This window comes from Pantoea sp. BS_8, assembly GCF_041954965.1.
In the GTDB taxonomy this organism is placed as follows: domain Bacteria; phylum Pseudomonadota; class Gammaproteobacteria; order Enterobacterales; family Enterobacteriaceae; genus Pantoea; species Pantoea stewartii.
Window position 1 is genome coordinate 1 of record NZ_JAVAXU010000019.1, and the last position, 14,551, is coordinate 14,551.

Consider the following 14,551-nt stretch of genomic DNA (forward strand, 5'->3'; position numbering starts at 1 on the left):
GAATAATGCGCAGGCTGACACAACGCAGCGTGTGCTGAAGAGTCGCCAGGATATTACTCAGCCGGCTGTGGTATGGTCGGATAAGCCATGGGTCAATCTCAGACCGATACAGCCTGTGATATCGGCACCTGACGGCGTAAAACTGCCGCCCTGTCCGGTATTTCTGAATAACCCTGAAGGGCTGACGCTGCCGCAGATAGCGAGCCGCATTAATGCCATCTGTGGATTCCGGGTTTACATCTCGCCGGAGGTGTCCGCTGCACTGCTGCAGACGCCGGGTGGCGGCTTCGTCACTTCCCAGATGAATGGCCGCCTTCCTGCGCCGGACGACAATGGTCGCGTTCCGCTGGCACAGATGGGAATGTCAGCGCAGCCAGTGGCCATGTCGTCGTCTGAACCTCTTCTCTTCCAGGGAACACGCTTTCAGGGCGATGCGCAGGAGGCGCTTAACATCGCGGCGAGCACGCTGGGTCTGTCCGTAAGGCGCTCAGCAGGCCGCGTAGATTTTTATATTCAGGACACGCGCACCTTCCAGCTCGCCATCCTCAATACCAAAGTCAACAGCACCGCATCGATAACGTCCGGTGCAGGTACACAACTAGGTTCAGAAGGCGGCACCGGCGGCACTAAAGGCGAGGTGAGTTCGAATCAGAAAACGGACTACGGCATGAACAGTGACCTGTACAACGATATCCGCAAAACTGTTGAGCAGATCCTGACGCCGAAAAGCGGTCGCTACTGGCTGTCCGACGCCACGGGCACGCTCAGCGTGACTGACACTCCGGAGGTGCTGGACCGGGTCGGTCGCTACATCGATTACCAGAATAAAGTTCTGAGCCGGCAGGTCCAGCTTAACGTGCAGATTGTCCGGGTTACCCAAACCAGTAATGTCGACAGAGGCCTGGACTGGGGCCTTATTGTGAAAAGCGTTACCGGCTTTGGCGCAACACTTGGCAGCACATTTGCCGGCGCACCAACCAATGCCGGCAGCGCCGGTATTTCCATCCTGGATACAGCAAGCGGCGGTGCAGCGAAGTTTTCCGGTTCGCAGTTGATGCTGAAGGCACTGGCTCAGCAGGGCACCGTCACCATGGCGCTTAACCAGACCGACCCGACCGCCAACCTGACACCGGTGGCCTACCAGCTTTCAAAAAGCACCGGACTGCTGAACAGTTCTACCTCGACGGCCGTTGCCAACGTGGGCGTCACGTCAACCCAGACCGTCTCAAGTATCACAACCGGCCTCTTTATGACCATGCTTCCGTTCGTTCAGGAGAACGGGGATATTCAGCTGCAGTTCGCCTTCAGCTATACCACCCCGCCTGACGTAACACAATTCATCAGTAAGGACGGCAATACCCGTAACGACGTGGCCAACACGGCAACCGAAGGACTTGCCCGTAAGGTCAACCTGCGAGCCGGCCAGACGCTGGTGCTGACCGGTTCTGAACAGCAGAACGCCTCTTCTAATAAACAGGGAACGTTCACGCCTGACAACTTTATTCTGGGCGGCGGTCAGAGCGGTGCGAAAAGCCGCTCCACGCTCGTCATTATGGTTACGCCGGTTTTGCTGGGGCAATAACGATGAAAATCAAAATGAAAGCATCACTTCATCTCAACAACGGCGTAACTGTCAGGGACAGAAAGAACCGCAGGGAATGGGTTGCCGGTGTGCAATGGGAAAAGGCTTCTTCAGGCATTCAGTGGCTCCGCCACGGCGTCAGGGCAGCGGATACGCATTACCGGATTCAGGGGAGTCGCCCGCATACCCTGGTGGGTAACGTTTCGCCGGGCCGGACCCGCAGTGGCGTGTATTCACTGGCCGTGGCGTTTCAGCTCTGCGAAGGCGGCAATGCCTGGGGTATATACAGGCTGAGCCGTGAGCAGGAATGCTGGGTGTTTTTTGCTGTCAGCAACGGTCACCTGTCCGTTATGGGCGACGTGACCGGCACCCTGGCTGAAGTGGAGGCAGCGGCTGAAAACTTTCTGCTTTTCAATGATTCAGGTGAAATCCGCTGCGCCGCCAGGGCTGAAGACGGCACCGATGCGCTTTCCTTCACGTCGCGCCTGACCAGAACGCAGATCAGACGCTGCCGCCTACACCGCCGCGTGGCCCCGGCCGCGCTCGCGCTTCCTTCTTTACTGCTCATTACACTGTTGGGCGCCGGCTGGTATGCCCGCGACACCCTCAGCGAACGGGCGAGACAGGCCGCCGATGAAGCCGCTTTCCGCGCACGGCTTGCCATGACGCCGGCAAAACCGGCCGCGCCAGCAACTGCGCCGCATCCCTGGGCGCATCAGCTGCCGGTGCCTGTGATGCTCAGCTTCTGCTGGCTGACGCGTGAACCGCTGTACGCCTCTGTTGCCGGCTGGCGCGTTTCAGATGCGGAATGTATTCCGAAGGGCATCCGCCTGCGCTACACAGCCACGCCGGGTGCCACGGTGAGCGATTTTGCCAGACGCGTCAAGGAGTTGTTTGGTCTTGATGCGGTCTTCAACCTTCAGGAAGGCGGCAAAAACGGAGATGTATTTATCCCTGCCAGGGTTACCCCTGAGCTGTTTGAAGACGAAAAGCTGCCTGGTGCTGAGGCGCTTCTGATGCGCTTCATCTCTCACCTGCAGCGGCGAAACATTGATGTGAAGTTTGATGAAGTTAAGCCGCCTGTTCTCGCTCCCGGGCAGGAAATGAAAACAGCACCGCAGGGCTGGCGGGAATTCACCTTCATCATCAACTCCCGCCTGCAACCCGAGCTGCTGTTTCAGGGGCTGGATGCGACGGGGATTCGTCTGACGAGCGTGGCCATCTCTATGAACGAGCAGGCGAAGTTCAATTACACCATTAAGGGGAGCGTTTATGCGCAGAAATAGCCCTGCAGTTATCTGTCTGCTGCTGTCATGGACGCTGATGCATCACGTTCAGGCAGCAGACAGCGGCTCTCTTCCACCCAACGTCACCCTGGGCGAGCTGGAATCTGCTCAGGCACAAAACCTGTTGCTTGAGCAGAGGGTACAGACGGCGCGACTGCAGCAACAGCTGCGTGAGAGCCTGGCGCCTGTTACGTCTGCGCCAGCGCTGTCAGCCGTCGTTCCGCCACTCTCCTCTTACCCACAGGCGAGGCAGATGCCGTCATCATCCTCACAGGTAAAAGAGAGCAGCTTAGCAAGTCCTAAGTCTGCCGGCATCCGGCTGGTCGAGATTTACGGTAAGCCCGGCCAGCTCCGTGCCCGCCTGTTGTTGCCGAGCGGTGGTATCGCTGAAGTGGTCAAAGGCGACCCTGTCCCCGGTACGTCTAAGCGTGTGACGGCCGTAACCGAAACCGTGGTGCGTCTCAGTGACGACACCGAGCTTTCATTCTGAGGTGAAGATGATACCGGCTAAGGAAATCGCAGACTTTGTGTTCGCCGAGCACCACCCTGTTCAGGGAGTGACGCTACTAATCGATAAAAACCGCCGTCAGGACCCGGCCATTCAGCGCTGGGCGATGGACTCGGCGAAACAGTTTCCGGGTGCCAGAACCGAATTTGTTTCGCTCAGTGAGCTGAATCAGCGTCGTGAAAGCGCCGCCGCACTGGGCCTGGGCGTGACAGAGGATGACCTGAGCACAAAGGACGTCAGCCGCTCACAGGATAAAGTGCTTAGCTATTTTCGCCTGGCAAACGAACTGAATGCGTCAGATATTCATATGGAAATCAGCGCCGACCGCAAACTCACCGTCATTCAGCTGCGCATCCACGGCGAGCTTGAGGTGATTGACGAGCTGACCGACGAGGAAGGCACAACGCTGGCATCAACTGTGTATATTTCCATGTGTGATGTGCGCGAACAGTCATTTGTCGCGGGGCGCGAGCAGTCGGGGCGTGTCAGTTCAAAATTTGCACGTCAGGCCGGCCTTTTCGGAGCCCGGTACGAACACCGCCCCACGCCGGACGGCCTCTACCTGGTCAAGCGCATGATCCCCGATGACAGCAAAAACATTCCCACACTGCCGCAGCTGGGTTTTCTGGCTGAGCAGATCAAAATCATCACACAGATACTTCGCCTGCCGTCGGGCATGGTGCTGGTGACCGGTCCGACCGGTGCCGGTAAAAGCGCCACCCTTCGCGTGTTAAGCGATATCTGGCTGAAGATTACCGGCGGTAAAAAACGCCTGCTGACGCTGGAAAACCCGCCGGAAGGCCTTATCCCCGGTGCAATCCAGACGCCGGTCATGCCCGATGACAGTACGCCGGAAGCCATCAGCCGGGCCTGGAACAACGCCAATGCCTCCGCGCTGCGACTCGATCCCGACGCCATCCTGAACGGTGAGATGCGTGATTTCTACTCGATTATGGCGGGCATTTACGGCACCGAAACGGGGCATATTTTCATGTCTACCCAGCATACACTCAGCGCTATCGGCGCCCTGAGTCGCATGGAGCATTTTGGCATCAACCGACAGCTACTGGCCGATTCGTCCCTTATTACAGGCCTGATTGGTCAGCGCCTGGTGCCGGTGCTGTGTGACAGCTGCAAAATCCCCTGGGCTGAGAAAGCGCCTGAACTGGACAGTGATACCCGTGAACGTCTGGAAAAATACTGCACAGTTGAAGGTGTCTGCCACCCCGGGCAGCTTTTTTTCCGCAATCCGGAAGGCTGTGAATGCTGTCGTAAAGTCATTCCGATCACAAATCGCGTGGTCAGCAAAGGCATCACCGGCCGTACTGCCGTGGTGGAAGTCGTCCGTACTGACGCGATGATGATGCAGCTATGGATCAATCATGGGCCGGCCGTAGCCCGCCAGTACTGGGTCGATAAAGGCGGCATCACCCGCGTGATGCACCTGCTGCGCTACCTGGCTGAGGGCCGCGTTGACCCGCTTGAAGGTGACCTGGTTTGCCCACTGGACGAGGATGAGCTGATGCGCTGCGAGGTGCCCAATGTCACGTAATCTCCGCTTTCGCACTGAGCGGGACATGTCCCATTTTGAAAAATGTCGCTATCAGGCCGTAAGGCTGACCTTCACCGGCGCTTACCGCCAGGTGTTTTATGAAAACATGCGTTTTCTGCTGGAAAACCGCAAGCCGCTGGACATTTCCCTGAAAATGATTGGCGATGTGCACACCAGTTTCGGCGAGAAATGGCATCCCTACCTCGAACTCACCGAGGACTGTCTGGAGGGACTCCGTGATAACTCGCCGGGCCGGACTCTGGCGGATGTGCTGGCAGTATGGGTGCCCTACGAAGAGGCTGCGCTTATCAGTGCCGGTATGAAGACGGGCAATATTCCTGTTGCGCTGATGCAGGCAGATAAACTCATCAATGCCCGTGAGCAGATCTTCGCTCAGGTAGCGTTTGCGTCAGTTTACCCGCTGGTCCTGGCTGTTCTGGGCGGTGGCCTGCTTGCCGTCAACAATCAGTCCCTCGTTCCGGTGCTCAGCAATATGTCTGATCCTGCCAGCTGGACCGGGGCACTCGGGTTTATGAAGGGGGTTTCTGACTGGACAGAACGGTGGGGCCTGACATCTGCGGTAACCGGCTCAGTGCTGGTTGCGCTCAGCCTGTGGTCGCTCCCCCGCTGGCGCGGAGGACTGCGGCGTATAGCTGACAGCATTATGCCCTGGTCTCTCTATAAAGACCTGCAGGGTGCAGTCTTTCTGATGAACACCGGCGCCCTTCTGGGGGCCGGCGTCCCTGAGCTTGAAGCCATGCAACTGCTGCACAGCTTCGCGCCGTCCTGGCTGCAGGAACGCCTTGAGGCGGCAATGGATGAGATGAGTGAGGGCAACTCACTCGGCATGGCCCTGCGCAAAAGCGGCTATGACTTCCCCAGCCGTGAAGCCGTGAACTACCTGTCACTGCTTGACGACGGAGACGGTTCCGCCGAACTCATCAGCAATTACGCAGACCGCTGGCTGGCACAGACCCTTAAGCGTGTGGCCCGCAGGGCCACTGTGACCCGCCTTTTATCAATACTCATGATTCTGGGTTTCTTCGCACTCATCATTCTGATGGTCATGCAGATCCAGGACAGCAGTTCACTTAACCTTCACTGAGGACGCACCATGTCTTTTTTTAACAATACCGCAGAAAAACAACCGGACCGGGGCTGGGCATTTTTGGAGCAGGGCGCCGTTGCCCTTGCTTATATGGTTGTCGCCGCACTTATTGTTGCGGGGATCTGGAAACTGTTCGGAGCCAAAGACGCCGCGACGGAGGTGACCAGCCTTCAGACCATGATGAGCAACGGCGTTGCGCTTAAAACCGGGAACGGATACGACTTCAGCAGCGGTGCTTCAATGACCGGCTTCCTGATCCAGAAAGGCGGCGCACCGTCAGGATTTACCGTGCACGGCACGGCTTCATCCGGCACCGCGACGCTGACCAACAGCTATGGTGGGCAGGTGGTCATGGCGCCGGTGGCAAACAGCAATGGTTATAACAATGGATTCTCAGTGACGACCCAGAGCGTGACGCAGGCCGGCTGCATTGACATTGCCACCCGCATGGCTTCTGCAGGCTCCTCCAGCTCAATGGCCATCAACAGTACCGATTTCAGCAGCGGTCAGGTGAGCTCTGAGGCGATCGGTCAGGCCTGTACCGCAGACAGCGGCCGGACCGGCAATAACACACTGGTCTTTACGCACAACGGCTGATGTCATGCCTCGTACTGTGCTGATCGTGTTGATGCTAATGGTTCTGTTCTGCGCCCGCGCGCACGCGTTTTGTTTTGACGCAGCGGGCGCAAAATACCACATCGATCCGCTTCTGATTCAGGCGATAGCAACCGGTGAGAGCAGCCTGCACGCGGGTATTACGCACATTAATCGTGATGCGCGCACCGGGCAGGCACTCAGCACGGATTACGGACTGATGCAGGTGAACTCAACCCATATTCCGTCGCTTATCGCAAAGGGCTTTATCAGCAGCCCGCAGGATCTGCTGACAAAACCCTGCCTCAACGTGCAGATAGGCACCTGGATTCTGGCCACCCATTTTCAGGTCTGTGGCATCAGCTGGAACTGCCTGGGTTCGTACAACGCAGGTTTTCGAAAAGACCGGCACGAAACCCGCGAGTCCTATGCTAACCGCGTGTATGCCATTTATAAAAAACTGCTGTTAAAAGAGCGGGGAATAAAACTGTGACACTGCTGACCCTGAGTATGCCCTGGCAGTTCGCTGTGGGTCTTTTTCCATTGTTTCTTCTGTTACTGTGCCTGATGGCCGCCCGCGTTCGCGCCGGTCTGGAGCTGTCTTTATATCCTTACGTCACCGCGAATCGGGAAGCCACCGAAGCGGCCGTGTGCTGGCTGTTTGCCACGGCCGCGACCCTGGCCATGCTCTCCCCCCTGTCAGCGCGACTGCCGGCTTTCTTCTTTATCCTGTTTCTGTTCAGGCTGACGCTGACCGATGCGCTCACCGGACTGCTGCCGCGTTCCGTGACCGTCAACTGCCTGACGGCCGGCCTGATGGCTTCGCTCTGGCAGCCGCTGACAGATGCCTCTGTATCCGCTCTGTCAGCGCTGCTTTCACATATTGTGGCGGCGTTCGCCATGCTGGTCGTTACCGGCGGTCTGCGCCACCTCAGCCTGCTCAAGGGCGGCAGAGAAAATCCGGCAATGGGTGATGTGTGGATGAGTGGTGCCGTCTGCGCCTGGCTGGGGTTCAGCGGTTTTCATGCCGTCGGCATCGGCGTCATGCTTTTTGCGGTGTGGCAGTTACAGTCTCGCCGCGCTTCTGAGGGCGGACCATTAGGCCCCTGGCTGGCAGCCGGCGCTGTAATGGTAACGCTCTTTCAGCTCTATCAGCCCCTTGTTACCTGGTGAACATCATGCCAACACTAAAAAGTCCTGATCGTGGCTGGGCACTACTCAGTATGGGCGCTGCGCTTATCGTTCTGGTTTATATTACCACCTGGGGGAGTTCACTGATTCAGGACTGGAACGCAAGACAGAACTGGCTCAGGAGCGCCACGCAGGCCTCGCGTTTTACCCAGGCGGTCAAAAGCTATACGGGCCGCTATTACGATACCCTGCTCTCGACCGCGCCGGTCACCGTGACGCCGTCCATGCTGAAAAATACGGGATTTCTGGAGCAGGGATTCACTGAAACCAACGACTATGGGCAGCAGTATCTGGCCACGGTGGTGCGTAATCCGTCCCAGAATAATCAGCTGCAGGCGCTGGTTTACACGCAGAACGGGAATCCACTGCCATTTATGGCCATGGATCAGATTGCTGTCAGCATCAACTCAGGAATGGGCGGCTACATCAATACAGCGGGCACCGTCACCGGTGCCCGTGGAGGCTGGTCAGCCCCCCTCCAGACCTTTAACGCAAACACCACGCCAGGCCATATCGCGGCACTTCTGACAACGGATGACCTCGGCGCCTCACGGGCAGAGAGTGACCGGTTATACCGGTTTGCGGTAAACGGCAAACCGGATCTCAACACCATGCATACCAGCATCGATATGGGCGGAAATGACCTGAATAACACGGGTAATGTGAACGCGGCAAACGGCAATTTCAGCAGCAACGTCACGGCGAACGGCACCGTAACGGGTCAGGATGTGAATGCACGCGGCAACATGAACGCCGGGAATGCTGTTTCAGCAAACGGCACAGTCACCGGGCAGGATGTTAATGCACGCGGCAACATGTCTGCCGGAAATAATATTACAGCGAACGGCGATATCCGCAGCAACAGTGGCTGGCTCATCACCCGCGATGGCAAAGGCTGGCTGGATGAAGCGCACGGCGGCGGTTTTTACATGTCGGATAACGACTGGGTTCGCGCCGTAAACGATAAGAACATCTATACCGGCGGTCAGTTACAGGGCGGAACGGTCAGGTCTAATGGCAGATTGTCTACGGGAGACGTTCTTCAGTTAGACGCAGTTCACGGCGAAGGCGAAGGATGTAGCCCAAATGGGTTCATCACACGAGATGGAGCTGGAAATCCCTTATCTTGTATAAACGGTGTTTTAAAGGGGCCGGGCAAATTGAAAGACTTTCAGGTAGTCAACGGGCCGGATGCTTGCGGTAAATATTCATTTTCACGAGCATATTGTCCTAGTGGGAAAACACTTCTTTCCGGGGGATATGTCTTGTCACGCTGGGGTGGAGATGGTTGGAATTCTCCAGATGCAAACCAGCCGACGGGTGACGGCGGCTGGCAGATTTTTACGGGAGGTGGAGTCGCAGGTGGTTCATGCATACAGGCCGTCGCCTGGTGTGCAACAAATTAGGATAGATTAAATCTTCCGTTTAAACACTGCGGGTGCACCTGCGTATAGACAGTCTGCAGGTACATCCGAGGTGACAACGCTGTTTGCAGCAATGACACTATTGTCACCAATAGTGATGCCTGGAAGCACAACCACTCCAGCTCCTAACCACACGTTGCTGCCAATAAAGATAGCACGAGCTTCAACCTCTGTGTTTCGGGTTATGGGATCAGTGGGATGCCCCGGGGTACTTAACGTGACGTTGGGCCCGATAAGCGAGTTTTCACCTATTGAAATGTTGGCATTATCCAGAAAGGTACAACCCGAATTTATATAGACATTGTTTTTAAGGGTGATTTTTCCAAACTCGAAAAAAAATGGAGGCATGATAATGCTTGCACCCTCAAAGATTATGCCAGCTTTTTTCAGCACCACATTTCTCTTTTTAGTGGGCAGATAAGTGCCGTTGATGATGGCACATGCCCGGGCGCACTTTATGCTTTTTTTAAGTTTAGAAAACAGATAGCTCAACATCGATTTTTCTTTTTATCTGATTATGTTGATTAAATTTTAAAACATTTTGTGATCTATTAGCCAGTAACGAACTGGACAATCTTGTCAGTTTCCAGTCGTTGCAGACTTATACTTTGCTTCTTAAACAAGTTTTTTTTCGATAAATCTTTGAAAGCGGCTGATGAGTTAATCATCGCCAGTGCTGCGTTAATTTTGCACCTTATGGCCGTTCTGCTGTGCAGCCATAAGGAATTCACCGATGTCACTTTCCCATGCCTCACCTGATGAACTGGTTGCGCCCGTTTCGGGGGCCAGCATCACAACAGATGAGCCCGTTGTTTCTTCGCCAGCCCCTGAAAAACGGCCGCCCGATATACGGCGACTGTTGCGTCAGGGTGGTGCGGCCTTTGTGGTTATCGCTCTCCTCTGCACCCTGACGGCTTCTGCGGTCCTGCTTGTACGCGTGTCGAACCTGACTATCCGGGTTAACACCCTGGATGCCGCTTTCCGCAGCGGCGAGATTGGTCAGCTGTCTTCGAACGTTACCATCATGCAGGAAAAGCTGAAAACGCTGGAAAAACAGCTGTCAGCGCTTGCGCCGGTGCAGGACAAAGTCACCTCGCTGTCGACTGAACAGCTTAAACTCAGCACCCGTCTGAATCAGCTCAGCGATGCCAGCCTCTCCGATCAGCAGTCTGTTGAACAACTGCAGCAACAGTTGGGGCAGTTACGTCAGGAGGTTCAGACGTCAGCCTCAGCTGTTGAGGCGCTCAAACAGCAGGCGGTGGCCACGCCAAAAGCCCCTGAGCCGGAAAAGGCTAAGCCGCAGCCGTCTCAGAAGGCGGTTTCCTCGCCAAAAAAGGCTAAACGGTCAGTCCGGCATGCGGTGATGCCGGCTGCACCGTTTGAGCTGACCGGCATCGAGCGTCGCGGCGGCCAGACCTTCGCCGTTGTCATTCCCCGTGGTGTCACCGTGATTTCCTCAATGCGCCTGCTCTCACCGGGGGACGGCTTTATGGGCTGGACCCTGCGTGCGCTTGAGGGCAACGCGGCGCTGTTCAGCGTTAACGGCAGTGCCGTTCGTCTTCAGGTTCAGTAAAAGGACAAATCATGAGAAAAACACTGACTGTAACACTCATATTACTGCCTTTATGGGCGCTGGCCGCTTTGCCGCCGAATTATGAAATGCACAGCACTGTTGCGCCGATTCAGGAAAACAGTTCATCACAGCAGAATACACAGCAGCAGGCCCAGCAGTGGGGCCTTTCTGCCAGTGACTGGAGTCGTTATCAGGCCCTGATGAAAGGCGAGCGCGGGATCATGTCACCGGGGCTGGACCCGCTCACGGCGCTCGGTGTGGAAACCGATAACAGCGCGGAACGTCGCCGGCTGGCTGAGTTGTGGGTTAAACACGAATATCAGCGAACCGAGAAGGAACTGGCTTTTCAGCGTGACGTCAACGCGGCCTGGCTTCGCCTCTATCCGGAAACGTTGGCGGTAAACATGGGCGCCAACGCGGCCGGCATTGCGCACGACACGCAGGGTCGCCTGGCGCTGTTCCTGAAGGAGAACTGCTCACGCTGTGATGCGCGCCTTGCCGCCGTTCTGGCTGATAACCGCCCCGTTGACCTGTATCTGGTCGGCATCGACAGCGATGAAGGCCTGCGTGCGTGGGCTGTTAAGCACAACATCCCGGTGGAAAAAGTCCGTAGCCGTCAGATAACCCTTAATCACGACAATGGCCTGTGGTTCAGGTACGGCATGGGGCAGATGCCGGTCATTCTGCAGCAGGGGGAGACCGGATGGCAGGTCGCGGCGTACTGAAAAAGGCGGCCGTAGTGGTCTGCCTTGTCAGCTGCGCCTGCAGTGCGGCTGACAGCCGCCTGGTCATTCCGGATGCATACCGGCAGATAGCGGCAGCAGAACGCGTGCCGGCGGAGTCGCTGTATTCGCTGGCCATGGCGGAGAGCACCCGCAAAACCGCATGGGGTGCAAAACCCTGGCCGTGGACCATCAACGTAGCCGGCCGGGGTTATCACTATGAAACGCGTGAAGCGGCCTTCACCGCGCTGCTGGGGTTCATGCAGCGCTGGCCACTGAAGAACATCGATGTCGGCGTGGCTCAGGTCAACCTGGGCTGGAACGGGCATTTTTTTCCGACCTACCGCGACGCCTTTGACCCGTATCTCAACCTCCGTGCCGCCGCCCGCATACTTCGCGCCTGTTACGAAGCACGCCCCGGCAGCTGGTTAAACGCGGCAGGCTGTTATCACCATCCTGCCGGCGGTAAAGAGGCGCAGACCTACATTGCCATCGTTCGCCGCAAGCTTGGCCAGATTGCCCCGGTGTCATCCGGTGCACAGTCTGTCACGCCGGTCGAGCTCGCCAGTAACACCCTTACCTGGATCGAACCGAAATGAAGAAACGCAACTGCTTTATCCGGAATGCTCTGTTCAGTGCGTGCCTGCTCTCCGTCGTCACGGGAGCCAGCGCGGCGCTGGTTGTTGTCGGTGACCTGGGTGGTGAGCCCACAGCGCCGTACTTTGATGCCATAAACGCTGATAAAGATGCTGTTGCCGTTGCCCCCTCTGTGCCGGCTGCGCCGCCTGAATCGCTGTCCATATCCGACATGCTGCCCGTCAGCACGCCGGAAATGAGCCCGGGGCCAGTAACCCCTCAGCCGCTTGAGCTTTCAGGCATGCCGCCGGTGTTTGTTGTGGGCGACGACAGCCTTTCAAAACAGTGGCTTTCACAGCATGCGGCAGCGCTCAGTCAGATGCATGCCACGGGCATGGTCGTGAGCGTGAAAGACGCGGCTGCTCTGAGCGCGCTTCGTGCGCTGTCGCCGTCCACTGAAATGATGCCGGTCAGCGGTGGTGACCTTGCCCGCCGCCTGCATCTGGCTCATTACCCCGTGCTCATTACTGAAAAAGGACTGTCGCAGTGATGCCCGTTACTGTTATTGTGGAGCTGCTCTTTGCTCATCCTTATCAGACAGCCACTGTTGTTACTTTTGCCCTGGTTTTTGTCTGCCTTTTCTTCCCTTTATGTTTCAGAAACGCGAGCCAGCGTCGTCACTGGCATTATCAGAAGCGTGCAGCGTCTGCATTGGCGCGCCTGCCGCAGCTGCGCGATGACGCTGCCAGGATGGTGTGGCTGCGCAAAATGAATCCTTATGTGTTTGAAGAGATGTTGCTGACGGCATTATCCCGCCAGGGGTTTCGTATCAAACGCAATGCCAGCTACAGCGGAGACGGCGGCATGGACGGGCAGGTCTGGATAGCCGGCCAGCGCTGGCTGATTCAGGCGAAGCGCTACGGCGCCACCATCAACGCACAACACGTTGTTGCATTCGGAGAGCTGGCCCGTAAGGAAGCGTGCGGTGGGCTCTTCATCCATACCGGGCGCACGGGTGAAGTCAGTCGTGAAGCCTTCAGATGCTGGCCAAATGTCACGCTCATCAGCGGCCAGCATCTGCTTCAGCTGCTTGCCGGCGACCGGCGCTGGCTGGATTTCCCCGACAACGTTCATCATCTGAAGCTGCAGTCTGGTTTCAGCGCCCCTTCATCCCGCCATTGAGGTAGTCTGTTATGCGTATTTTCTTCAGAACCGTCCCGGTCGCTGCCATTAACGTGCTGCAGTCACTGAACGCAGGCCGTGCATTCAAATCCCTGTCCCTCCTTTTACTTAGCCTGCTGAATTATATGTTCCTGCTGTTTATGTACCTGCTGAAGCCCGTGTTCCTCTGGCCATTGATGTTCCTCTCCGCAGTCATGACCCTCCTCACGATGGCGGTTCCGGTTCTTTTGTTTGCCAGTCCGGTGTTTACCCTGGGTAGCGCCTTCAGCGGGCTTCAAAAGATAATCGATCAAATTCCTGAAATGTGGCCGGTGTTAATCCTGCTGAGTCTCCAGTTCGACATGCTGCTGTTTTTGCGTCGCGAATATAACCGCGAATTTACGAGAATGCGCGACCGTTTATTAGGACGGGAAATCGTTCATGCCGGGTCGGGTCGCGGTGGTGATGTTAAAGACAAGCAGAGAGGCTGAGCGATGAGCGAATTTTTGTCGAAAATTGACGCAAATCCGCCGTACTGGGCAGGTGAAAAAATCGGCGTCTGGGACGACAGTCGCCTGCGTCTTCACGGAGGATTTCTTAAACGCCATTACTGGACCGACGCGGGCAGTATTAACGTCTTCTGTATTAAAGGCACGGCACATCCGGATTACCAGGGGCTTAGCTGGCATGAGTTCCTGCACCGGGGCAAACGCATGGACCGTAATATCCCTATGCTTGAGCGAAATCCGGGCTATTACTCTGAGACTTCAGCTAAGAAGCCGTCCATGTTTTACAACAGCTATGACGGTATTGACTGGTATATCGGTGCCGACGGTAATCACCGCAGCGGTCTGGCACGATTCTTGTTCCATGATCAGGAAAAAGCGTATCTCCATAGTGTGCATCTGAATCATTACGAATTTGATGAGCCATTGCTGGCAGTTTACCTCGCGCTGCGTGATGAGCTGGCCCTGCACAGGCCGCTGGGACTGTATGCTGAAACCGGCGTCAGTCATGTCCACCTCAGCAGGGCGGATAATCCCGGCTGGAAAACGGATATCTACTCCTCATCACTTTATTTCCCCTCACTGGACGTGAGCGGGGAGCTGCTCAGTCATCCACTGGTTCACTGGCTTAAAGCCTCAGGGGAGATAAAACAACCTGCTGAAGGCTGGCAACTCCTGCATGAACTCCGTATCTGGCGAAACGCGCCCGCTGTCAAAGGCAGGCGTCAGGGATTTTTCAGCAGGCTGTTCAGATAAACCGACAGGGGT

General features: G+C 56.5%; 17 protein-coding genes. 16 read left to right on the forward strand and 1 reads right to left on the reverse strand.

The window, feature by feature from the left end:
- From RAC65_RS21415 to pilV, 9 genes are all read left to right on the forward strand, one after another.
- A partial coding sequence (locus RAC65_RS21415; RefSeq protein WP_375097233.1) for a PilN family type IVB pilus formation outer membrane protein occupies positions 1-1,582 on the forward strand: 1,582 nt, incomplete at its 5' end.
- 2 nt (positions 1,583-1,584) lie between these two features.
- Positions 1,585-2,868 carry a type 4b pilus protein PilO2 gene (pilO2, locus tag RAC65_RS21420; RefSeq protein ID WP_375097234.1) on the forward strand — a complete coding sequence of 428 codons (1,284 nt, stop codon included), beginning with the start codon at positions 1,585-1,587 and terminating at the stop codon, positions 2,866-2,868.
- Positions 2,855-3,358 (forward strand): type IV pilus biogenesis protein PilP, encoded by a 504-nt coding sequence (pilP, locus tag RAC65_RS21425; protein WP_375097235.1) that lies wholly within the window; start codon positions 2,855-2,857, stop codon positions 3,356-3,358. The genes pilO2 and pilP overlap by 14 nt, the downstream gene beginning before the upstream one ends.
- A gap of 7 nt (positions 3,359-3,365) precedes the next feature.
- Entirely contained in the window at positions 3,366-4,928 is a 1,563-nt protein-coding gene (locus RAC65_RS21430; RefSeq protein ID WP_375097236.1) for a GspE/PulE family protein, read from the forward strand.
- On the forward strand, positions 4,918-6,033 hold the full coding sequence (locus RAC65_RS21435) for a type II secretion system F family protein (RefSeq protein ID WP_325992178.1): 1,116 nt from the start codon (positions 4,918-4,920) through the stop codon (positions 6,031-6,033). Before RAC65_RS21430 ends, RAC65_RS21435 begins: the two co-directional genes overlap by 11 nt.
- Before the next feature lie 9 nt (positions 6,034-6,042).
- Positions 6,043-6,633, forward strand: a complete 591-nt coding sequence (locus RAC65_RS21440; RefSeq protein ID WP_205951043.1) for a type 4 pilus major pilin — start codon at positions 6,043-6,045, stop codon at positions 6,631-6,633.
- Positions 6,634-6,637: 4 nt separating this feature from the next.
- Positions 6,638-7,123: a lytic transglycosylase domain-containing protein gene (locus tag RAC65_RS21445; protein WP_375097237.1), complete on the forward strand. Its 486-nt coding sequence runs from the start codon at positions 6,638-6,640 to the stop codon at positions 7,121-7,123.
- Positions 7,120-7,803: a potassium transporter TrkH gene (locus tag RAC65_RS21450; protein WP_375097238.1), complete on the forward strand. Its 684-nt coding sequence runs from the start codon at positions 7,120-7,122 to the stop codon at positions 7,801-7,803. The genes RAC65_RS21445 and RAC65_RS21450 overlap by 4 nt, the downstream gene beginning before the upstream one ends.
- A 5-nt stretch (positions 7,804-7,808) precedes the next feature.
- Positions 7,809-9,227, forward strand: coding sequence for a shufflon system plasmid conjugative transfer pilus tip adhesin PilV (gene pilV, locus RAC65_RS21455; protein ID WP_325992185.1), 1,419 nt, complete (start codon positions 7,809-7,811; stop codon positions 9,225-9,227).
- A 6-nt stretch (positions 9,228-9,233) separates the two neighbouring features.
- Here the strand turns inward: pilV and RAC65_RS21460 are convergent, their stop codons facing one another.
- Positions 9,234-9,740 (reverse strand): sugar O-acetyltransferase, encoded by a 507-nt coding sequence (locus RAC65_RS21460; protein ID WP_325992187.1) that lies wholly within the window; start codon positions 9,738-9,740, stop codon positions 9,234-9,236.
- Between the two features lie 238 nt (positions 9,741-9,978).
- On the opposite strand from RAC65_RS21460, the gene RAC65_RS21465 reads away from it, so the two are divergent.
- Genes RAC65_RS21465 through RAC65_RS21495 form a run of 7 tightly spaced genes read left to right on the forward strand, consistent with a single transcriptional unit; the run spans position 9,979 to position 14,539 of the window.
- Positions 9,979-10,818: a plasmid transfer protein gene (locus RAC65_RS21465; protein WP_375097239.1), complete on the forward strand. Its 840-nt coding sequence runs from the start codon at positions 9,979-9,981 to the stop codon at positions 10,816-10,818.
- Between the two features lie 11 nt (positions 10,819-10,829).
- The gene (locus RAC65_RS21470; protein WP_375097240.1) at positions 10,830-11,543 is read left to right on the forward strand and encodes a TIGR03759 family integrating conjugative element protein; all 714 of its coding nucleotides are present in this window, start codon (positions 10,830-10,832) and stop codon (positions 11,541-11,543) included.
- Positions 11,522-12,139 (forward strand): lytic transglycosylase domain-containing protein, encoded by a 618-nt coding sequence (locus tag RAC65_RS21475; RefSeq protein WP_375097241.1) that lies wholly within the window; start codon positions 11,522-11,524, stop codon positions 12,137-12,139. Before RAC65_RS21470 ends, RAC65_RS21475 begins: the two co-directional genes overlap by 22 nt.
- Positions 12,136-12,666, forward strand: a complete 531-nt coding sequence (locus tag RAC65_RS21480) for an integrating conjugative element protein (protein WP_375097242.1) — start codon at positions 12,136-12,138, stop codon at positions 12,664-12,666. The genes RAC65_RS21475 and RAC65_RS21480 overlap by 4 nt, the downstream gene beginning before the upstream one ends.
- Positions 12,666-13,298, forward strand: a complete 633-nt coding sequence (locus tag RAC65_RS21485; RefSeq protein ID WP_375097272.1) for a restriction endonuclease — start codon at positions 12,666-12,668, stop codon at positions 13,296-13,298. Before RAC65_RS21480 ends, RAC65_RS21485 begins: the two co-directional genes overlap by 1 nt.
- Positions 13,299-13,351: 53 nt before the next feature.
- Positions 13,352-13,768: a hypothetical protein gene (locus RAC65_RS21490; RefSeq protein WP_375097243.1), complete on the forward strand. Its 417-nt coding sequence runs from the start codon at positions 13,352-13,354 to the stop codon at positions 13,766-13,768.
- A 3-nt stretch (positions 13,769-13,771) separates the two neighbouring features.
- Entirely contained in the window at positions 13,772-14,539 is a 768-nt protein-coding gene (locus tag RAC65_RS21495) for a hypothetical protein (RefSeq protein WP_375097244.1), read from the forward strand.
- Positions 14,540-14,551 lie beyond the last annotated feature (12 nt).

Coding starts and splice junctions, on each gene's coding strand:
- pilO2 (WP_375097234.1), top strand. CDS start 1,585: ATGAAAATCAAAATGAAAGCATCACTTCATCTCAACAACGGCGTAACT.
- pilP (WP_375097235.1), top strand. CDS start 2,855: ATGCGCAGAAATAGCCCTGCAGTTATCTGTCTGCTGCTGTCATGGACG.
- RAC65_RS21430 (WP_375097236.1), top strand. CDS start 3,366: ATGATACCGGCTAAGGAAATCGCAGACTTTGTGTTCGCCGAGCACCAC.
- RAC65_RS21435 (WP_325992178.1), top strand. CDS start 4,918: ATGTCACGTAATCTCCGCTTTCGCACTGAGCGGGACATGTCCCATTTT.
- RAC65_RS21440 (WP_205951043.1), top strand. CDS start 6,043: ATGTCTTTTTTTAACAATACCGCAGAAAAACAACCGGACCGGGGCTGG.
- RAC65_RS21445 (WP_375097237.1), top strand. CDS start 6,638: ATGCCTCGTACTGTGCTGATCGTGTTGATGCTAATGGTTCTGTTCTGC.
- pilV (WP_325992185.1), top strand. CDS start 7,809: ATGCCAACACTAAAAAGTCCTGATCGTGGCTGGGCACTACTCAGTATG.
- RAC65_RS21460 (WP_325992187.1), bottom strand. CDS start 9,740: ATGTTGAGCTATCTGTTTTCTAAACTTAAAAAAAGCATAAAGTGCGCC.
- RAC65_RS21465 (WP_375097239.1), top strand. CDS start 9,979: ATGTCACTTTCCCATGCCTCACCTGATGAACTGGTTGCGCCCGTTTCG.
- RAC65_RS21470 (WP_375097240.1), top strand. CDS start 10,830: ATGAGAAAAACACTGACTGTAACACTCATATTACTGCCTTTATGGGCG.
- RAC65_RS21475 (WP_375097241.1), top strand. CDS start 11,522: ATGGCAGGTCGCGGCGTACTGAAAAAGGCGGCCGTAGTGGTCTGCCTT.
- RAC65_RS21480 (WP_375097242.1), top strand. CDS start 12,136: ATGAAGAAACGCAACTGCTTTATCCGGAATGCTCTGTTCAGTGCGTGC.
- RAC65_RS21485 (WP_375097272.1), top strand. CDS start 12,666: ATGCCCGTTACTGTTATTGTGGAGCTGCTCTTTGCTCATCCTTATCAG.
- RAC65_RS21495 (WP_375097244.1), top strand. CDS start 13,772: ATGAGCGAATTTTTGTCGAAAATTGACGCAAATCCGCCGTACTGGGCA.